At 64.0% G+C, this 19,095-nt stretch carries 14 protein-coding genes; 8 read left to right on the top strand and 6 right to left on the bottom strand.

From position 1 onward, the window contains the following. Window positions 1–4: 4 nt before the first annotated feature. Window positions 5–2,155: an NAD-dependent DNA ligase LigA gene (gene ligA / locus AC5ZG5_RS14760; protein WP_456642449.1), complete on the top strand. Its 2,151-nt coding sequence runs from the start codon at window positions 5–7 to the stop codon at window positions 2,153–2,155. 128 nt (window positions 2,156–2,283) lie between these two features. Here the strand turns inward: ligA and AC5ZG5_RS14765 are convergent, their stop codons facing one another. Further along, entirely contained in the window at window positions 2,284–3,561 is a 1,278-nt protein-coding gene (locus AC5ZG5_RS14765) for a multidrug effflux MFS transporter (RefSeq protein ID WP_456642450.1), read from the bottom strand. A gap of 214 nt (window positions 3,562–3,775) precedes the next feature. Then, on the bottom strand, window positions 3,776–5,605 hold the full coding sequence (locus AC5ZG5_RS14770) for an aminopeptidase P family protein (RefSeq protein WP_456642451.1): 1,830 nt from the start codon (window positions 5,603–5,605) through the stop codon (window positions 3,776–3,778). A gap of 192 nt (window positions 5,606–5,797) precedes the next feature. On the opposite strand from AC5ZG5_RS14770, the gene AC5ZG5_RS14775 reads away from it, so the two are divergent. Then, window positions 5,798–5,983 (top strand): hypothetical protein, encoded by a 186-nt coding sequence (locus tag AC5ZG5_RS14775; RefSeq protein WP_028167486.1) that lies wholly within the window; start codon window positions 5,798–5,800, stop codon window positions 5,981–5,983. Between the two features lie 31 nt (window positions 5,984–6,014). Here AC5ZG5_RS14775 and AC5ZG5_RS14780 read toward each other — a convergent pair whose 3' ends face one another. Both AC5ZG5_RS14780 and AC5ZG5_RS14785 read right to left on the bottom strand, forming a co-directional pair. Next, window positions 6,015–6,305, bottom strand: a complete 291-nt coding sequence (locus AC5ZG5_RS14780) for a hypothetical protein (RefSeq protein ID WP_456642452.1) — start codon at window positions 6,303–6,305, stop codon at window positions 6,015–6,017. A 218-nt stretch (window positions 6,306–6,523) separates the two neighbouring features. Next, a complete protein-coding gene (locus AC5ZG5_RS14785; protein WP_456642453.1) occupies window positions 6,524–7,411 on the bottom strand; it encodes a 50S ribosomal protein L11 methyltransferase in 888 nt (295 codons plus the stop codon). A gap of 576 nt (window positions 7,412–7,987) precedes the next feature. Between AC5ZG5_RS14785 and AC5ZG5_RS14790 the strand changes: the two genes are divergently transcribed. Both AC5ZG5_RS14790 and AC5ZG5_RS14795 read left to right on the top strand, forming a co-directional pair. Beyond that, entirely contained in the window at window positions 7,988–8,320 is a 333-nt protein-coding gene (locus AC5ZG5_RS14790; RefSeq protein ID WP_165435592.1) for an H-NS histone family protein, read from the top strand. 237 nt (window positions 8,321–8,557) lie between these two features. Continuing rightward, window positions 8,558–8,830: a hypothetical protein gene (locus AC5ZG5_RS14795; RefSeq protein WP_456642454.1), complete on the top strand. Its 273-nt coding sequence runs from the start codon at window positions 8,558–8,560 to the stop codon at window positions 8,828–8,830. A 58-nt stretch (window positions 8,831–8,888) separates the two neighbouring features. On the opposite strand, the gene AC5ZG5_RS14800 is transcribed toward AC5ZG5_RS14795, so the two are convergent. Next, window positions 8,889–10,496, bottom strand: a complete 1,608-nt coding sequence (locus AC5ZG5_RS14800) for a phytoene desaturase family protein (protein ID WP_456642455.1) — start codon at window positions 10,494–10,496, stop codon at window positions 8,889–8,891. Between the two features lie 942 nt (window positions 10,497–11,438). Here AC5ZG5_RS14800 and AC5ZG5_RS14805 point away from each other — a divergent pair. The 4 genes from AC5ZG5_RS14805 (at window position 11,439) to AC5ZG5_RS14820 (ending at window position 17,204) form a co-directional block, all read left to right on the top strand. Next, window positions 11,439–13,700, top strand: coding sequence for a fused MFS/spermidine synthase (locus tag AC5ZG5_RS14805; RefSeq protein ID WP_456642456.1), 2,262 nt, complete (start codon window positions 11,439–11,441; stop codon window positions 13,698–13,700). A gap of 169 nt (window positions 13,701–13,869) precedes the next feature. Continuing rightward, window positions 13,870–14,778 carry an acyl-CoA desaturase gene (locus AC5ZG5_RS14810; protein WP_456642457.1) on the top strand — a complete coding sequence of 303 codons (909 nt, stop codon included), beginning with the start codon at window positions 13,870–13,872 and terminating at the stop codon, window positions 14,776–14,778. Between the two features lie 58 nt (window positions 14,779–14,836). Next, the gene (locus AC5ZG5_RS14815; protein ID WP_456642458.1) at window positions 14,837–16,219 is read left to right on the top strand and encodes an MBOAT family O-acyltransferase; all 1,383 of its coding nucleotides are present in this window, start codon (window positions 14,837–14,839) and stop codon (window positions 16,217–16,219) included. After that, a complete protein-coding gene (locus AC5ZG5_RS14820) occupies window positions 16,194–17,204 on the top strand; it encodes a hypothetical protein (RefSeq protein ID WP_165435600.1) in 1,011 nt (336 codons plus the stop codon). Before AC5ZG5_RS14815 ends, AC5ZG5_RS14820 begins: the two co-directional genes overlap by 26 nt. A gap of 165 nt (window positions 17,205–17,369) precedes the next feature. On the opposite strand, the gene AC5ZG5_RS14825 is transcribed toward AC5ZG5_RS14820, so the two are convergent. Then, window positions 17,370–19,091: a fatty acyl-AMP ligase gene (locus AC5ZG5_RS14825; RefSeq protein WP_456642510.1), complete on the bottom strand. Its 1,722-nt coding sequence runs from the start codon at window positions 19,089–19,091 to the stop codon at window positions 17,370–17,372. Between the last annotated feature and the right edge of the window lie 4 nt (window positions 19,092–19,095).

Below are 19,095 nucleotides of genomic sequence, written 5' to 3' on the forward strand. Positions count from 1 at the left end.
CGCCATGGCCAAGGCAGCAAAAGCGCGCGCACTCCCCGACGTCGACAAGCTCACCAAGGCGCAGGCCAAGGTCGAGCATACGCGGCTCGCGCTCGAACTGGAGGCGCATGACCGGCGCTATTACCAGGAAGACGCGCCGACCGTCACCGACGCCGAATACGACGCGCTGCGTCAGCGCTACAACGCGATCGAGAAGCGCTTTCCCGACTTCGTCACCCCTGATTCGCCGTCGCAGAAGGTCGGCGCTGCGCCGTCGGGACGATTCAAGAAGGTGCGGCATTCGTTGCCGATGCTCTCCCTCGACAACGCCTTTGCCGAAGGCGACCTGCGCGACTTCGTCGACCGCATCGTGCGCTTCCTCAGGCTCAGTGACGACAAGATCGATTTCTCCGCCGAGCCGAAGATCGACGGATTGTCGATGTCGCTGCGCTATGAGGGCGGCGAGCTCGTCACCGCCGCGACTCGCGGCGATGGCGCCGAGGGCGAGGACGTCACCGCCAACATCCGAACGCTGGAGGATGTCCCGCAAAAGCTGAAAGGCCGCAACGTGCCTGACATCTGCGAGGTGCGCGGCGAGGTCTACATGACCAAGAGGGCCTTCCTCGCGCTCAACGAACGCCAGAAGGCTGCCGGCGACACCGTCTTCGCCAATCCGCGCAATTCGGCCGCGGGCTCGCTGCGTCAGAAGGATCCGACCATCACCGCCTCGCGGCCGCTCGGCTTCTTCGCCTATGCCTGGGGCCAGATGAGCGCGATGCCGGAGGACACGCAGAGCGGCATGATCCATTGGTTCGAGCGCTGCGGCTTCAAGACCAATCCGCTGACCAAGCTCTGCCACTCCGTCGACGAGCTGCTCGCATTCCATCGCAAGATCGAGGAGCAGCGCGCCGAGCTCGACTACGATATCGACGGCGTTGTCTACAAGGTCGACCGGATCGACTGGCAGGAGCGGCTCGGCTTCGTGTCACGCACGCCGCGCTGGGCGATCGCGCATAAATTCCCGGCTGAGCGCGCGATGACCGTGCTGCGCGATATCGAGATCCAGGTCGGGCGCACCGGCTCGTTCACGCCGGTCGGCAAGCTCGAGCCGGTCGGCGTCGGCGGCGTCATCGTGCAGAACGTCACGCTGCACAACGAGGATTACATCAAGGGCATCGGCGGTCACGGCGAGCAGCTTCGCGAAGGGCGCGATATCCGGATCGGCGACACCGTCGTGGTCCAGCGCGCCGGGGACGTGATCCCGCAGGTGGTGGATGTCGTCATCGACAAGCGGCCGAAGAACGCCAAAGAGTTTCATTTCCCGAAGAAGTGCCCGTGCCCGCTGCATACTGACGTCGTGCGCGAGGAGACCGCGACGGGCGAGGAGGGCGCGCGCGCCCGCTGCACCGGCGAGTTCGCCTGTCCGTTCCAGAAGATCGAGCACCTGAAGCTGTTCGTTTCGCGCCGCGCCTTCGACATCGACGGCCTCGGCGAGAAGCAGCTCGAATTTTTCTTCGAGAAGGAATGGGTGCGGGAGCCCGCCGACATCTTCACGCTGCCCAAGCGCAACCAGAAGCTCAAGCTCGAGGCGATCGAGGGGTACGGCGAGACCTCGGTGCGCAACCTGTTCGCCGCGATCGAGCACCGGCGCCGGATCGCGCTCGAACGCTTCATCTACGCGCTCGGCATGCGCCATGTCGGCGAGACCACGGCGCTGGCGCTCGCGCGCGGCTATGGCTCGTGGGAGGCGTTCCACGATGCCTGCCTGCGCGTCGCCAAGGGTGACGAGGAGGCGATTGCCGAGATGGATGCGCTCGACCAGATCGGCGACACCGTGATCAAGAGCGTTGCCGCCTATTTTGGCGAGAGCCACAACCGCGGCATCGTCGAGCGTCTGGTCAAGGAGCTCGACGAGATCATCGATACCGAAAAGCCAAAGAGCAATTCAGCGATCGCCGGCAAGACCGTCGTGTTCACCGGCTCGCTGGAGAAGATGACGCGCGACGAGGCCAAGGCGACCGCCGAGCGACTGGGCGCGAAGGCGGCCAGTTCAGTGTCGAAGAAGACGGACTATGTGGTTGCAGGTCCCGGTGCAGGATCGAAGCTCGCCGAAGCGCAGAAGCACGGCGTGGCCGTGCTGACCGAGGACGAGTGGCTGAAGCTGATCGGGGAGTGAGCCCATTCCTCCGTCATGGCCGGGCTTGTCCCGGCCATCCACGTCTTTCGTCTCGGGCATCTGTGCTGCGTGGATGCCCGGGACAAGCCGGGGCATGACGAGTTTGTTGCAGCGCTGGAGGTCAACAGCTACATCATCCCCGCCTCGTCCTCTTCCGCCTGCTCGATCATCTCCCCGCTCACCACCGTGTTCCGCTTCGGCACCAGGAAGATCATGCTCGAGGCACATGCGACCGAGATGATGAGGATGGCGGTCGTCAGCGGCAGCGTGGTGGTGGAGTGGCCGCCGAGATAGGCGCCGAACTGCGACACCAGCGAGCCGATGCCCTGCTGCAGGAATCCCATCGCGCCGGAGGCGGTGCCGGCGGCTTCGGGGCGGACGCTGATCGCACCGGCCGCCGAGTTCGCCATCACGAAGGCGTTGCCGGCCATCACGATCATCTGGGTGCCGAACAGCCAGAGCGGGGCCTGGTTGACCCCGGTAAGGCTCAAGACGAGGTTCAACAGGCTGCCGCCGAGTTGCAGCGCGAGCCCGAACCAGATCAGCCGTTCCAGCGAATGGCGCGGTGCGAAGCGCACGCAGAGCAGATTGCCGACCAGATAGGCAAAGCCCGTGGTCGCGAACCACGCGCCATATTCGGCGCTGCTGCGTCCCATCTGGGTGACCACGATGTAGGGTCCGCCGCCGGCGAAGGTGAAGATGATCTGCGAGGCCAGCACCTGGCACAGCACGTAGCCGATGAAGGCGCGGCTCCTGATCAGGCTGCCGACATCGCGGCGGAAGTTGCTGTCTTCGCTGCGGACGCGGCGCGTCTCCGGCAGCGCCAGCGCGATTCCGACGGCCACCGCGAGCGAGCCGGCGGTGATGGCATAGAAGATCGCGCGCCAGCCGAACGCGGTCTCGAGCAGGCCGCCGGTGAGCGGGCTCAGCATCTGCGCGATCATCATCACGGCGATCACCAGGCTGATCATGGCGCCGACGCGGTCGCGGCTATAGAGATCGCGGATGATGGCGCGGCTCACCACCATGCCGCTGGCGCCGCCGAGCGCCTGGAAGAAGCGAGCCGCGATCAGTTGCGGCAGGGTTTCCGCAAAAATGCTGCCGATACCAGCCACCACCATCAGGCCGAGGCCGGCCAGCAGCACCGGCCGCCGTCCGAACTTGTCCGACAGCGGCCCCATGATGAGCTGCGAGCAGGCGATGCCGACCATGAACAGCGACACCGTCATCTGCGCGATCGAGATGTCGCGGCCGAACGTCGTCGCCAGCACCGGCAGCGCCGGCACCAGCATATAGAGCGAGATCGGCGCCACGCCCGTCATGGCGACGAGCAACAGCAGCATGAGCTTCGATGTCGCGATGTCCTTCGTTGCCGCGTCGGGCGGCTTGCCCATCACGCCATGCATTCAGCTTCGCATCCTTTCATGGCGGCGAATGTAACGAGATGCGCAGATGCGAATACGGATGTTTCGGCATGCGGCTATGCCGATTCCGGGAGGCCGAGAAAACACGGAGTCATTCCGGGGCGATGCGAAGCATCGAACTATGGTGCGCACTTGCGCACCTGAGAATCTCGAGATTCCGGGTTCGCGTCTTCGACGCGCCCCGGAATGACAGCAACTACTTCAGCGCCGCCGTCGCCTCATCGAGCCACAGCTTCGTGGCGTCATCGTCGAGCCGCGGGCGCACCTCGGCCCTGACGCGGGCATGGTAGTCGTTGAGCCACTTCAGCTCGGCCTCGCTAAGCATCGTCACGTCGATCAGCCGGCGATCGATCGGTGCCAGCGTCAGCGTGTCGAATCCGTTCATCGGCTTTTCGGCGCCTGATATTTCGATGCCGATCACGAGCTCGAGGTTCTCGATCCGGATGCCGTAAGCATCGGTCTTGTAGTAGCCGGGCTCGTTGGAGAGGATCATGCCGCGCTTCAGCGGCGTGGTGCCGAGCTTTGAGATTCGCGCCGGCCCCTCATGCACGGAAAGATAGCTGCCGACGCCATGGCCGGTGCCGTGCTCGAAATCGATGCCGGCCTGCCAGAGATATTGCCGCGCCAGCGTGTCGAGCTGCGCGCCCGTGGTGCCGTCGGGGAACACCGCGCGCGCAATCGCGATATGGCCGCGCAGCACCCGGGTGAACCGGTCGCGCATCTCGTCTGTCGGCTGGCCGATCGCGATGGTGCGGGTGACATCGGTGGTGCCGTCCTCGTATTGCGCGCCGGAATCGATCAAGAGCAGATCGCCGGGTGCGATCCGGCGGTTGCTCTTGCGGGTGACGCGGTAGTGCACGATGGCGCCATTCGGCCCGGTGCCGGCGATGGTCGGGAATGAGACATCCTTCAGCGCCCCGGTATCGCGGCGGAACGTCTCCAGCGCCTCGACGGTGTCGATCTCGGTAAGCCCGCCGGCGGGCGCCTCGCGGTCGATCCAGGCCAGGAATCGCGCCAGCGCCACCGCGTCGCGCTGATGCGCAGTTCGCGTGCCCCGGATCTCCGCGGCGTTCTTCACGGCTTTCAACAGGCTCACCGGATCGTTGCCGCGCACCGGCTTGCCGCCGGCAGCGGTGATCAGGCGATTCAGTGCGTCGGCGGCGGTCGCATTGTCGAGCGCGATCGAGCCACCGCGCTGCGCGAGTTCCGTCAGCTTCAACGTCAGCCGGTCCGGCTCCTCGACATCGGCGGATTGCTCGAGATGGTCCCGCGTCAGATTCGAAAGTTTTCGGTGATCGATGAACACCGTCGGCCGGCCCTCTCTCGGCACCAGCGCATAGGAGAGCGGCAGCGGCGTATGCGAGACGTCGGCGCCGCGGATATTGAACGTCCAGGCCACCGCGTGGCTGTCCGACAGCACCAGCGCATCGACGCCGAGCTTGTTGATCTCGTCCCTGATCCGCTCGACCTTTGCAGCCTCCGCCTCGCCGGCAAATGGCAGCCCGTGGATGGAGACCGGCCCGAGCGGCGGGCGCGGGCGCTCGGTCCAGATCGCGTCGACGGGATTGCTGTCGACCGCAACCAACTCGGCTCCGGCTTTGGCGCACGCCGCGGCGAGACGCTCGGCTGCCGCAGAAGTGTGCAGCCACGGGTCAAATCCTAGGCGGTCGCCGGCGGAAAGATGTTTCGTCAGCCAGTGTTCCGGCGGCGGATCGACCAGCGGCTGGATTTGCCAGGCCTTCTGGTCGACCTGCTTGCCCGCCTGCAGCGTGTAGCGCCCGTCCACGAACAAGGCGGCTTGCTGCATCAGCACGATCGCAAGCCCCGCCGATCCGGTGAAGCCGGTCAGCCACGCCAGCCGCTCCTCGGACGGTGCAACATATTCATTCTGCTGCTGGTCGGCACGGGGAATGACGAATCCGGTCAGCTTCCGCCGCGCCAATTCCTCACGGAACGCGGCCAATCGCGCCGTCAGCGCCACGCCGCCTTCGGGTTCTTCGAACGTCTGGAAATGGGCTTCGAACATGCCAGTCACTTTATGGCTGCGTGGACAGGTCCGCAATGTCAGCGGATATCGCCACAATTTGGCATAAGTTGTGCTTCAATACCGTCATGCAGGTTTAGAAAAGACAGAACGGTTTTCAAGGCAAGCCGTTCGATAACGAATGCCCGGGGAGGCTTCCAGGAGTGTCTCAACTCAACGGCGAGGGGATACACAATGCCTGCTTTCAGCTTTGAGAAGATTTCGCCGCCAGTTCGCCGCGGCCCGATTGCTCCGATCGAACAGAAGCAGCGCGGTGTCATCGTCCAGATCCTGGATCGCTTTGTGGAACGGCGCGTCAGGCGCCGGCTGAAGGCGGAGAAGGGCGAAACCGCGCTCGGCAAAAACAAGGCGGCCGAATAGGCCTTTCTTGCGACCGCCTGCGGGGTACATTTCACATCCGTTCGTCCAGATCGGAAACTGTCACTACGCTTGCGCCGATCACCCGGTTTCCTTCCAGCTCCCGAACGATCCTCTGATAGGGCCCGACGACACCCAGATCGAACTCGCGATCGGGCGTTACGAGCATCATCTTTGCTCCGATGATGACGAGCACGGTGACGTCATGCTCCTCGCCGGAAACAGCGAGCTTTGTGATCTCGCTTCGGATCGGCTCCCGTCGCCAAGCGTCCGGAAAGCCAGGATCGCACCGGATTTCGATCCCGTCCTGAGACGTCGTCAGCACGAGTTTCGACTGGCTCGGCTTCCAGTGTGGTCCAAATCGCTGATCGATCAGCCACAGGCAATTGAACGATCGGCACTCAGCCGGTCGGTTCTCATAACTCTGGCATCCCCGCCCAGGCTTGCATTCCGGGCACCACGCTCCTGCCGGCTTCGCGAGCGTCTCGATCGTCATGACCTTGCAGCAAAGCGTGCAATCGCCGCATTCCCTTGCCAGAGGGCTCACTTAACCGAGCGCAGCAGCAGGCTGCTCCATCCCTCGATTTTCAGATGCCGTAACGGCACCAGCCCGCGCGCGCGGTACGCGGCGATTACGCTTGGCGCCTGATGCGTCAGGAGCCCCGACAAGATCACGTGCGCGGAAGGCGCGAGATGGCGCGCCATCGTAGCAGCCAATTGCCGCAGCGGATTGGCGAGGATGTTTGCGAGCACGAGGTCGAAGGGGCCATGCTGGGAAAATTGCGGCGCCGAGAAGCCGGTGGCGCGGATCGTCGTCACGAGGTGGCCGGTCTCGTTCAGTTCGGCATTCTCACGCGCCACGTTGACCGATGGCGGATCGATGTCGCTTGCCAGCACTGTGCCGTGCAGCGCCTTCGCCGCGGCGATCGCCAGCACACCGGTGCCGGTGCCGAGGTCGAGCACGCGGCGCGGATGATGCGCCTTCAGCACGTGATCGAGCAGTAAGAAGCAGCCGCGCGTGGTGCCGTGGTGGCCGGTGCCGAAGGCCAGCGCGGCCTCGATCTCGATGCCGAGCTTGTTCGGCGGCACGCGGGTGCGGTCGTGCTGGCCGTGCACGACGAAGCGCCCGGCGGGGACGGGGACGAGGTCCTCGAGGCTGGCCTTGACCCAGTCCTTGGCCTCGATGGTGTCGAAGGCAATGGTCTTGGCGAGGTCTTCGCCGGCCGCATTGGCGACGAGCTCGCGCATCAACGCCTGGTCCGGCGCATCGGCAAAATGCGCGGTGACTTCCCAGCGCCCGTCCGGCCGCTCGAACGCGGCAATCGCCGTCTCGCCCTCGAAGAATATCTCGGTCAGCGTGTCGACCAGCCGCCTGGCGGTCTGCTCGTCGGGAAGCGCGAGGCTGGCACGATGGGTAGGTTTCGGTAGCATTTAGGGTAACCGTTTCGACTTCATCCGGAACGTCAGCATTAACCACGATCGCATTATCATCTTGGATTCCGGCGAGGCAGTAGGGAGCCGAAACTTCGAGTAACTCTTTGATCGGGCTCTGGGAGCGGGTACGCGTGCGTGCCAAAAGCCCGTGGTTTTCCTACAATTGAAAGTTCATATGAACAATGCATGATGGTAACCAGTTGCTTTTATTAAATTTACAGTTGTTTTATTTAGGAGTAATAATGAGTGGTTGTAAAAGGTTCTCGGCCAGAATTCTTCGCAGGAGCGTGAAGCTGATAGCCCAACGCGTTGCTGAACTTCACGACCTTCGACGACAGGTGCGGGAGGCGGAAGCGAGGGCGCTTGCGAGGCGACGGCAAACATCTTCCAGGCGGCCTCGAAGCGAGAGGACAGGACGTCATCGCGGCCGCGCCTGAATGCGCGAGTCTGATGCCTTGACGACAGGAAGCGGAACTTCTCCCTGTGAGGGATGCGCCAAGTGGTATCTGGACGCTTGTTTGTGTCCGGCGTCGTTGGTAAGTGCGCTCTGTTTTTATTCCTGGGCGCGACTCGATGAAAAATAACGGCTTCCGATCCATGTCCACAGACCAACTGTGGGCGCTTCATGAACGAGTAGCGGCCGAGCTGACGCAACGCATAATCACCGAGAAAGCCACGCTCGAGGACCGGCTGAGCAAGCTTCAGTCGCCCGGCGAAGCCGCGAAACCAGATCGTAGCCGCCGCCCTTATCCAAAGGTTCTCCCGAAGTATCGGAACCCGAAAAACCCTGGCGAGACGTGGTCGGGTCGCGGCAAACAGCCTCTATGGCTGGCAAAGCGACTTGGTGCCGGCTCCAAGCTGGACGATTTTCTCATCGATCGCCCCGGCCGCCGCAAGCGGCGCTAAACCGGATCGATCACCGTAGTTCGCGACGCGATTGTCTTCCGGCGCGTGCACGGGCCGTCATGGAGAAGTTGCCAGCCGAGAATGCCGGGGTTTTCAACAGGGTTCTCCACCTGACTAGAGTGTGATCCGATCAGGTTGAAATGCCGCCGCGATGGATGCTGCGCTCCTCTCCCGCAAGCGGGCGAGGTGAAGCAAGCGAAGTCGTGATAGGCTGGCGGCCAAAACAAGGAGGGTCCCATGTCCCTGTTAAGACGGCCGCTCTATCAGCGCTCGGAAGGTGCCGACGAGGACCGCTGGCGCCTGGCGTTCGATACCGAAGCCAGCCGGCTGTTCGTCGAGCACGAAAAGAAGCGGGGTGACTTCCGCGGTGCCGGGTATGCCATCGAGACCGACGAGATCGAGCTCGCGGAATTCCTGAGCCAGCCGAGCCAGGGGCGGGAGCAGCTTGTGAAGCTGCTCGAAACGCTGTTTGCCGACGATCGCGACGTGTCGCGGCCCGCGGCGGCTTGACCGGGAGATGGATGCACATCCGCATCCACTTGATATCCACACCCTGTCCACACGCTTTTCAACGCCTTGCGAACAGGGAGCGATGATCGCCCAGGATCACCTGCGCGGCGTTGTGACCGGGCGCGCCGGTGACGCCGCCGCCGGGATGAGCGCCGGAACCGCAGTGATAGAGCCCCTTGAGCGGGCCGCGGTAGTCGGCATGGCCGAGCATCGGGCGGGCGGAGAAGAGCTGGTTCAGCGTCAGCGCGCCGTGGAAGATATCGCCGCCCAATAGGCCGAATTGCCGCTCCAGGTCGAGCGGAGAGAGCACCTGCCGGCCGATGACGCTTGCGGCAAAGCCGGGCGCGTATCTGTCGACCGTCGCGATCATGAGGTCGGCAACCTCATCGCGATGATCGTCCCAGGATTTGTCGCCCGGCAGTTCCGGCGCGACGTGCTGGCAGAACAGGCTCGCGACATGCTGTCCCGCCGGCGCCAGCTTGTCGTCCAGCGTCGAGGGGATCAGCATTTCGACGATGGGCTCGCGGCTCCAGCCAAAGCTGCGCGCATCAAGCCATGCGCGGTCCATGTAGCCAAGGCTCGGCGCGATGATGATGCCGGCGGTGAGGTGATCGGCTGCGCCCGGCAATGCGGTGAAGGAGGGGAGGCCGGCTAGCGCGACATTCATGCGAAAGGTGCCGGAGGCGTTGCGCCAGCGCGACATGCGCTGCAGGAATTCCGGCGCCAGCGCGCCCGCCGGCAGCAGCTGCGTGTAGAGCAGTTTCGGATTGACGTTGGCGGCAACGTACTTGGCGCGAAAGGTGGTGCCGTTGTCGAGCACGACACCGGCGGCGCGGCCGTTCTCGACCATCACTTCGCGCACGCCGCTATCCACTTCGATCTCGGCGCCATGCGCGCGTGCCGCGGCCGCCATCGCCTGCGTGATCGCGCCCATGCCGCCGATCGCGTGGCCCCAGACGCCTTTCTTGCCGTTCACCTCGCCGAAGGCGTGATGCAGCATCACGTAAGCCGAGCCGGCGGCATAGGGGCTCGCATAATTGCCGACGATGGCATCGAAGCCGAACAGCGCTTTTACCAGGTCGTTCTCGAACCGCTCGTCCAGCATCTCGCCGGCCGAGCGGGTGAAGAGGTCGAGCAGGTCGCGCTGCTGTTCCAGCGAAAGCTTGCGCAAGAGGTTGGCGGAGCCGAGCGCGTTGAAGGCCTCGCGGAGCGCGTCCGCGCCAAACCCCTCGACGAGGTTCGGCGGCGCGCGCAACACGAACTGGCGCAGCACGTCGGCGATTGCCTCGAGCTGGCGCGAGAAGATGCCGATCTCCTCCGCATCATGCGCGCTGAGCCTGGCGACGGCTTCCTTGGTGCGGCCTTCGCCGGTGAGGAGATGGCTGCCGTCGGAGGACGGAAGAAAGTTTTGCGCGCGTCGTTCGACGATCCGCAGGCCGTGCTCGGCGAGCCTGAGATCGGCAATGACCTTCGGATTGAGCAGGCTCACCGTATAGGCGGCGACCGAGTTGCGGAATCCGGGATGGAATTCTTCAGTCACCGCCGCACCGCCCACCACCTTGCGGCGCTCGACCACTTTCACGCGCAAGCCCGCCATCGCGAGATAGGCCGCGCAGGTGAGGCCATTATGCCCGGCACCGATGATGACGACGTCCGTTTCGTTCATGTCAGCTTCATTTTCTTAAGGAGCTTGCCAGTAACTCATCGTTGCGCACAAGCCACGAGTTATTTCGTCACTCGCCCCCGTCGTCATTCCGGGGCGCCCTCCGTCCGCTCCGTCATTCCGGGCTGGTCCTTCGGACGCCCCGGAATGACAGTGGGACGCATCGCGCAATCCTCTCCTCTGTCATGGCCGGGCTTGACCCGGCCATCCACGTTCTCTCCGCGCACGGAGCCAAAGGACGTGGATGCCCGGGACAAGGCCGGGCATGACGGCGTCGTGTCATTCGCACGATTTTCCTTAATCCAATCAACGTGATTTGCGCGGTCCAGTCCTCACGCAAAAAACATTCCGCTTTCGCCGTCGGGCAAATCACCACTATGACTCCGCACGTCTCATCCAAATGAGGGGCGGGTCGCGATCGTCACGAACGTTGCGGTGAGATGCGGTGGACGCGATGCGTGTGACTGACGAGCACGCGTATCACGGACGGCGAAGTCGTGTGGTCCTGGCGCCCCGACGCTGGCGCTAAGGTCTGTTCGTTGAACAGAGCGACGGTGGCAAGAAAGCCCGGTCACCGGGGAGAGCGCGAAGGAAACCGTAAACCATCGCGCAGGGAAAGCCGGAATGCTTCGGTTGAACCTGTGGTCCTACCCCCGTGCTTTTTGTTGCACGGGACCCATGGGTGCAACCAGCGCCCGGCTTTCCCTGCGCCCTCTGTCTTTCGAGGAGGGTGGAAAGTGAAGCAAAGCTCGGACGCAACGCGTCGCGAGAATGCGGACTCATATCCTCTCATACTCCGGCATGTCGCTCCGCACTGGCACATCGTAAAGTCCATGTTACCGGGTTACATTGCCTGCCATACCGTCATATGCTCAATTGAAACCTCTGGCGTGCATGCGCCGGAAATCTCGCCGCGGCGTCCGCCGGGCCCAAGCCGGAGCTTTCATGATTTCCAAGCCGTCCGCCGCGCGAAACCGGCTGGTGTTGATCGTCTACACCACCGCGATCTTCGTCAGCGCGCTCCTGTTGTTCTCGGTGCAGCCGCTGTTCACCAAGATGGTGCTGCCGCGGCTCGGCGGCTCACCGGCGGTGTGGTCGGTGGCGATGGTGTTCTTCCAGTCGCTACTGCTCGCGGGCTACGCCTACGCGCACTATTTGATGAAGCTGAAGAGCCGCGCGGCTCCGGTCGCGGTGCATCTCTTGCTTTTGGTCGCGGCCATGCTGACGCTGCCGCTCGCGATCCAGAGCGGCTGGGGCGATCCACCGACCTCAGGTTACGCGTTCTGGTTGCTCGGCCTGTTCGCGGTCTCGATCGGCCTGCCGTTCTTCGCGCTCGCCGCTAACAACCCGCTGCTGCAGGCCTGGTTTGTACGCACCGGCCATCCCAACGGTCCGGATCCGTACTTCCTCTACGCATCCTCGAACATCGGCAGCTTTCTGGCGCTGCTGTCCTATCCGGTGCTGCTGGAGCCGATGTTCACGCTGCGCACGCAGAACCTGATCTGGACCGGCGGTTATGGCTTGCTGATCCTCTTGATCGCGGGTTGCGGCGTGCTGTTGATGCGTTCGTCCGCGAGCGCGGCGGCGCTGAATTTGCCGGTCGATGATGCCGATGCGCCGGCACCCTCCTGGCTGTTGCGTTTGCGCTGGATCTTCCTTGCCGCGGTGCCTTCGGGCCTTCTGATCGCCGTGACCGCGCACATCTCGACCGACGTTGCGGCAGCGCCGCTGCTCTGGGTCTTGCCGCTGTCGCTTTACCTCTTGACCTGGGTGCTGGTGTTCCAGTCGCGCCCGCTGTTTTCGCATGAGTTCATGCTGCGCGCGCAGCCAATCGCAATTGCGTGCGTCGTCATCCTGCTTGCGGTTGGTGGCGAACAGAGTCTGCTGCTGACGCTGGGCGGTCACCAGCTCGCCTTTTTCATCATCGCGATGGCTTGCCATGGCGAATTGGCGCGGACCCGGCCGGCAGCAAAATACCTCACCGGCTTCTACGTCGCGCTGTCGTTCGGCGGCATGGTCGGCGGCCTGTTCGCAGGCCTGATCGCGCCGTTTGCCTTCTCCTGGGTGGCGGAATACCCGATCCTGCTGGCGCTCGCCGCGCTGTGCCGGCCGTCCGGCGGGGGAGAGCGGCTGTCGCGCTGGAGTGCCTGGTACTGGCCGTTCCTTGCCGTGGTCGCGGTCGCGCTGATCGTGCCGTCCTATTCAACCGGGACGCTGTTCAACTGGTTGGACGAGCGGCGGTCGTGGGTGATCGGCGCGGTCGGCGTGCTCTCGGCGCTGCTGGCGCTTACGCTCAACGCGAGCCGCTGGAAGATCTTCGCGACCGTCGTGGTGGCGCTGCTGCTGTTGCGCGCTTACCCCTCCGATAACGGCCGGGTCGAGACCGTGCGCAGCTTCTTCGGCGTGCACAAGATCGTGGTGACGCCGAACGGCCAATATCACGTGCTGATGCACGGCACCACCATTCACGGCGCCGAGCGCTTCAAGAACGACAACGGCACGCCGGTAACCGGCCGGCCCGAACCCATTACGTACTATCATAAGGACGGCGGCATCGGGCAGACGATCGCGGCGATGCGCGAGCGCAAGGGCGCTCCGCTTAAGGTTGCCGTGATCGGACTCGGCTCAGGCACGCTCACCTGCGCCGCAGAGCCGGGCGAACAATGGAAGTTCTTCGAGATCGACCAGACCATGGTCGATACCGCGCGCGATCCGAAATATTTCACCTACATCCAGAATTGCGCCCCTGACCTGAAGCCGGTGATCGGCGATGCCAGGCTCACCTTCGCTCGCGAGCCCGATGGCATCTACGACCTCATCATCGTCGATGCCTATTCGTCCGACGCGATCCCGATCCATCTGGCGACGGAGGAGGCGATGGCGATCTACAAGGCCAAGCTGGCGCCGCAGGGCGCGGTGGTGATGCACGTCTCCAACCGCCACCTCGAGCTTTCCAGCGTCGTGGTCGGCATCGCCGAGGCCAACGACCTCAAGAGCTGGGTCTACAGCGAGGATTCCGGCCGTGACAGCGAGTACATTTTCTCGACCTCGGTCGTGATCTCCGCCCGCGAGGAGGCCGATGTCGGCAAGCTCGCCTCGTCCGACTCGTGGACCGAAACCGAGGCCGATGAAAAGCAGCGGGTCTGGACCGACGACTATTCCAACATCCTGGGCGCGGTTTACCGGCGATTGCGCGACGGCGAGTAGTAGCTCGATATTTTTGCAACACCCGCCGCCCGCGTTCGCGATCTGCAGGGCAAATCCGTCGCAATGGTTGCGGGCGGGGGGCCGACTCTATACTGATGGAACTTGTTTCCCAATTGTTCCATTATTCATGCGCGACCATCGGATTATCCGGAGCCGGCATTTTCATCGATTGCAGCGGCAGCATTTTATCCTGTTCGATGTATTGCCATTCATCGGGACATTGATCGCGCTTGGCGCCCTGTTCTATCGCCCGATCGGGGCGCTCGAAATCAGCCTGTTCTTCGCGATGTGGCTGGTCACAGGCCTCGGCCTCACCGTCGGCTATCACCGGTTGTTCACGCACCGCGCCTTCACAACCGGGACAGCCGTGAGCGCGATGCTGATCATCATGGGCTCGATGGCCGGGCGGGGGTCGATGGTATCCTGGGCCGCCATGCATCGTCGCCACCACGAACTCAGCGATCACGAGGGCGACCTGCATTCGCCCAATCTGCATGGCGGGAGCCTCCTCGGCCGTCTGCGCGGCTTCCTGCATGCGCATTTGACCTGGATGATCGAGCATGATTATCCGAATGTCGCCCATTACGTTCCGGACCTGATGGCGCAGCCGGTGCTGGTCCGGGTCAACAGCTACTATTACGCCTGGGTGCTGGTGGGGCTGTTGATCCCGACCGCCATTGGCGGGTTGGTCGCCGGCAGCCTGTGGGGCGCGGTGGCCGGGTTCCTCTGGGGCGGCGTGGCGCGCATGTTCGCGGTCGAACAGGCAATGTCGGCAATCAACTCGGTCATGCACACGTTTGGCGCACGTCCCTACCGCACCCGGGGTGACAACAGCCGCAATCTCGGCGTAATGGCATGGTTGGCGTGGGGCGAGGGGTGGCACAACAATCACCATGCCTTTCCTTATTCGGCGGCGTTCGGGTTGCGATGGTTCGAGTTCGATCCGGGCTATCTCTTCATCCGAGTGCTTGCCGCGCTGGGACTGGCCTGGAACGTCAAGATGCCGAGTGCGGAGAAGATCGCGCTGCGCCGGCTGCACGAGCCGGCGCCCGACGTGGCCGAGCTCGAGCACGGATAGTCGTCGGCTTCCGGCGGATAAGGTGAGTAACCCGGGTCATGCCTGAGATTGCCGGCTGATGCTGTTCAACGACTACCCCTTCCTGCTGGGCTTCCTGCCGGCGGCAATCCTGATCTATCGATTTGTCGATCCGCATCCGCAGTGGCGGATCTGGACGCTCGTTGCGATGTCGCTGGTGTTCTACGCCTACGGCAATCCGCCCTTCGTCCTGCTCCTGATCCTGTCGATCCTGATCAACTGGATTGCGGCGATGACCTATGCCAGGACCAAGATGCCGTGGATCATCACCGCTGCGATCGTTGCCAATCTTGGCGTCCTCGGCTGGTTCAAATACGCCAACTTCCTCGCCTACAATATCGGCCTTGCGCTGGGGCGGCCGATGCCCGTGCTCGACATCGTGCTGCCGCTCGGCATCTCCTTCTTCACCTTCCACCACATCATGTACCTGGTCGATCTGCGCAAGGGAAAGGCGCCGACCTATTCGCTGAACCGCTACGCGCTTTACATCTCTTTCTTCCCGCAGGCGCTGGCCGGACCGCTGGTGCGCTGGTCGCAGGTGATGGAGCAGTTCGGCAAGAAGGTCTATGTGCCGGGCTGGCAGCGCCAGTTCTGCGTCGGCATCGCCTTCATCCTGATCGGGCTCGTCGAAAAGATCCTACTCGGCGACCGCATCGCGCGGCTGATCGATCCGATCTATGCGCGGGCGCTTGAAGGGCCGGTGAGCAATGGCGACGCATGGCTGGCGCTCGGCTTCGGCATTCAGATCCTCTATGACTTCGCCGGCTATTCCGACATCGCGGTCGGGCTCGGCCTGTTGTTCGGCGTCAAGCTGCCGTACAATTTCGACGCGCCGTTCCGCTCCACCAGCATCCAGGATTTCTGGCAGCGCTGGCACATCACCTTGATGACGTTCCTGCGCGAATACCTGTTCTTTCCGCTCGCCAACAAGCGCATGGTGCCGCGGCGCTTCTACCAACTGCAATATTTCGCGGTGATGGTGCTGACCATGGCGCTGTGCGGCCTTTGGCACGGTGCGAGCTGGACCTTCGTGCTGTGGGGCACGTTGCATGGCCTGGCGCTGGTGGTCTGCTCGCTGTGGCGCCGCTACGGGCCGCGGCTGCCCGCGCTCGCCGGATGGGCGCTGACGGTGATCTTCGTGCTTCTGACCGGCGTGTTCTTCCGCGCCGGCACGCTCGATGCGGCGTTGAACATCTTCCACGGCCTCGCCGTTCCGCCCAATCTGTCGGAGGGGAAGCATCTGTGGCCGCTCGTCGTCGTTCCGCTGATGGCCTTCCTGCTGCCGGCGACCCAGGACATCGTCGAACGCGTGATGCAGCGGCCGCGACCCTGGCTCGGCGTAGTCGCCGGCCTCGGTCTGTTGGTCATCCTGATCTTGCTCGGAGAAGGGAACGTTCGTGGCTTCGCTTACTACCAGTTCTGACACGTCGCCCGAATGGAGCCGTTGTCTGGCCAACTGTGTCGGTACGCTGGTTGGCGGCTTGCTGCTGCTCTACGCGCTAATGATCCTGGTCGATCCCTATGACACCGGAAAGTTTGGCTTTCTCGGCATCGACGGCGTCGACGATCGGAACACGCTCACGTCTGCGGCAAGCCGCGCGCGCGATCCGAATTTCGATTCCGCCATCATCGGCAATTCGACCGCGCAGATGCTTGAACCGACGGAGCTGTCGAAGGCGACCGGCCTGAACTTCGTGCAGCTCTACATGACTGGCGGCAATCCGCACGAGCAGCTCATGCTGCTAGATTTCTTCCTGCGGCATCACAAGCGGGTGCGCGCACTGGTGTTCGTCGTTGATCCCTGGTGGTGCCATCACGTCCCCATCCAGTCGCCGCCGGGCACCTTCCCCGATTGGCTCTATGGCGAAAGCTCTCTCCCTTATGCGACACACCTGCTGTCATGGACGACGATCGAGCGCACGTTCCAACGGCTCTCGATCGGCCTCGGCTGGCATCAGCGCAGGGACCCCACCGGCTTCTTCAGCTACGAGGACATCTGGCTGCCCGGCACCTTCCGCGAAATCAGTCCGCCGCGCGATCCGCCGCCGGCCGCAACGGTCGCCGAGCGCGAGATGTTGCCCGACGTCGCGCGACTTGATGCGGCGGTCAAGAAGCTTCCAGCCGAGACCAGCGTCGTCATCGTCGTGCCGCCGACCCTGCAAAGCAAAATGCCGCAGCCCGGCACGCCCGCTGCGGCCGACCGTGAGGCTTGCAACGCGGCTCTGAAGCGCGTCGTGGCCGGCCGGCCGAACAGCAATTTCATCAACTACCGCATCGACAATGCGCTGACCCGCGATCGCGCGAATTTTGCCGATTTCATCCACTACCGCCCGAGCATCGCTAGCAAGATACAGGAGGGCATCGTCGCCAGTATCCGCGATGGCGAAGCGGCGAAGATCGACTTCTGATGATCGTTCTTCTTGTCATGCCCCGCCACCGGGTCTCGCCTTCGGCGAGGCCGACGACAAGCTCCGGCGGGGGCATCCAGTAACCAGCGGCCTCTCGGCTCAAGCACTACTGCCTCTGGAATACTGGATCGTCCGGTCAAGCCGGACGATGACGGCAAGAGCGAGTCAATCCGCGTCGGCGGCGAGATCCTCGAACCGGCCTTCGGACCACAGCCGGCGCGCCAGACTGCGCTGGATCTTGCCGCTGGTGGTCTTCGGCAGCGTGCCCGGCCGGATCAACACGATATGGCGCGCGAACAATTCGTGCTGGTCGGTGACGTGCTCGCGGATCAGGCCCTTCATCTCGGCGCCGTCGATCCGGTTGCGTTCGGTGCGCTCGACCTCCTGCACGACGACAAGCGTTTCGTCGCCGTGCTCGTCGCTGACGGAGAACGCCGCGCCGCAATTGGCCCGCAGCGCGGCATGTGCCGCCTGCACCGTGCGCTCGAGATCCTGCGGATAGTGGTTGATGCCGCGGACGATGATCAAGTCCTTGATCCGTCCGGTAATGAAGACTTCACCCGTCCGATCCAGGAAGCCGAGATCGCCGGTGCGCAGCCAGCTCGCGCCGTCGTCATCGCCCGCGATGCGCGCGTGCAGGCCGGTCCGGGTCGCTTCCGGATTCTTCCAATAGGCGCCCGCGACGTTGGCACCGTTGACCCAGACCTCGCCGACCTGGTCCACGGGCAGGCGCGCGCAGGTGTCGGGATCGACGATCGCGATCCGCTCGCCTTCGAGCGCGCGGCCGCAGCCGACCAGCGTCTGGCTATCCGCCGCATCAGCCGGCGCTTCGGCCCGATGCGCCTGCAGCGCGGCGCGGCTAACGTCGCGCGTCACATGGCCGGCGCCGCGGCTGCCGCCGGAGATCAAGAGCGTCGCTTCCGCCATGCCATAGGCCGGGAACACGGCGCGGCGATCGAAGCCGTGAGCGGCGAAGGTCTCGATGAATTGCTTGATCGTCTCGGCGTGCACCGGCTCGGCGCCGTTGAGCGCGATCTTCCAGGAGGAGAGATCGACGCCCTGCATCTGCTCGGCGCGATAGCGGCTGACGCAGAGGTCGTAGCCGAAATTCGGGCAGCAGGCGACCTCGGCGCGGTAGTCGCTGATCGCGCGCAGCCAGTTGAGTGGGCGCTGGGTGAAGGCGTTCGGCGCCATCAGCACGCAGAGCGCTCCGACATAGAGCGCCTCCAGCGTGTTCAGGATCAGCCCCATGTCGTGATAGAGCGGCACCCAATTGACATAGGTCGACTGTTCGGTGTTGCCGAGCGAGATGCGGATCATCTCGAGATTGGCGAGCAGGTTGCCGTGGCTGACGGCGACGCCCTTCGGCTCGGACGTCGAGCCCGAGGTGTATTGCAGGAAGGCGATATCCTCTCGCGCTGGAAGCGGCAGATCGGCCGCAGGCTGCGCCGGCGTCGTGTCGAGATCGACGGCCAGCCACTGCAGGCCTTCGCGCGAAAACCGCTCCTGCAGATCGCCGCGGATGGCGAAGGCCGAACTGGTGAGCGCGATTGCAGGTTCGCAATTGGCCATGATCGCGGCGCTGGAGTCGCGCGCACTCTGCCGCCGCGGCATCATCATCGGCACTGCGATCACACGCGCGATCAGGCAGCCGAAGAAGGCGACGACGAATTCGAGACCGGGCGGAAACACCAACATCGCGCGATCGCCCGGCCGGGTGACTTCGCCAAGCCGCGCCGCCAGCGCGCGGGCAGCGTCATGCAGCTCGCGAAAGGTGAGGATGGCTTCCTCCGCCCCGCGGTCGGAGAGGAAGACGTAGGCGCGCGCATCGGGCTGCGTTTCCGCCCGCTTTGCCAGCAGCGCCACCAGCGAGGAAAACGTCTCCATCTTG

This window comes from Bradyrhizobium sp. Ses1 (genome assembly GCF_059512365.1).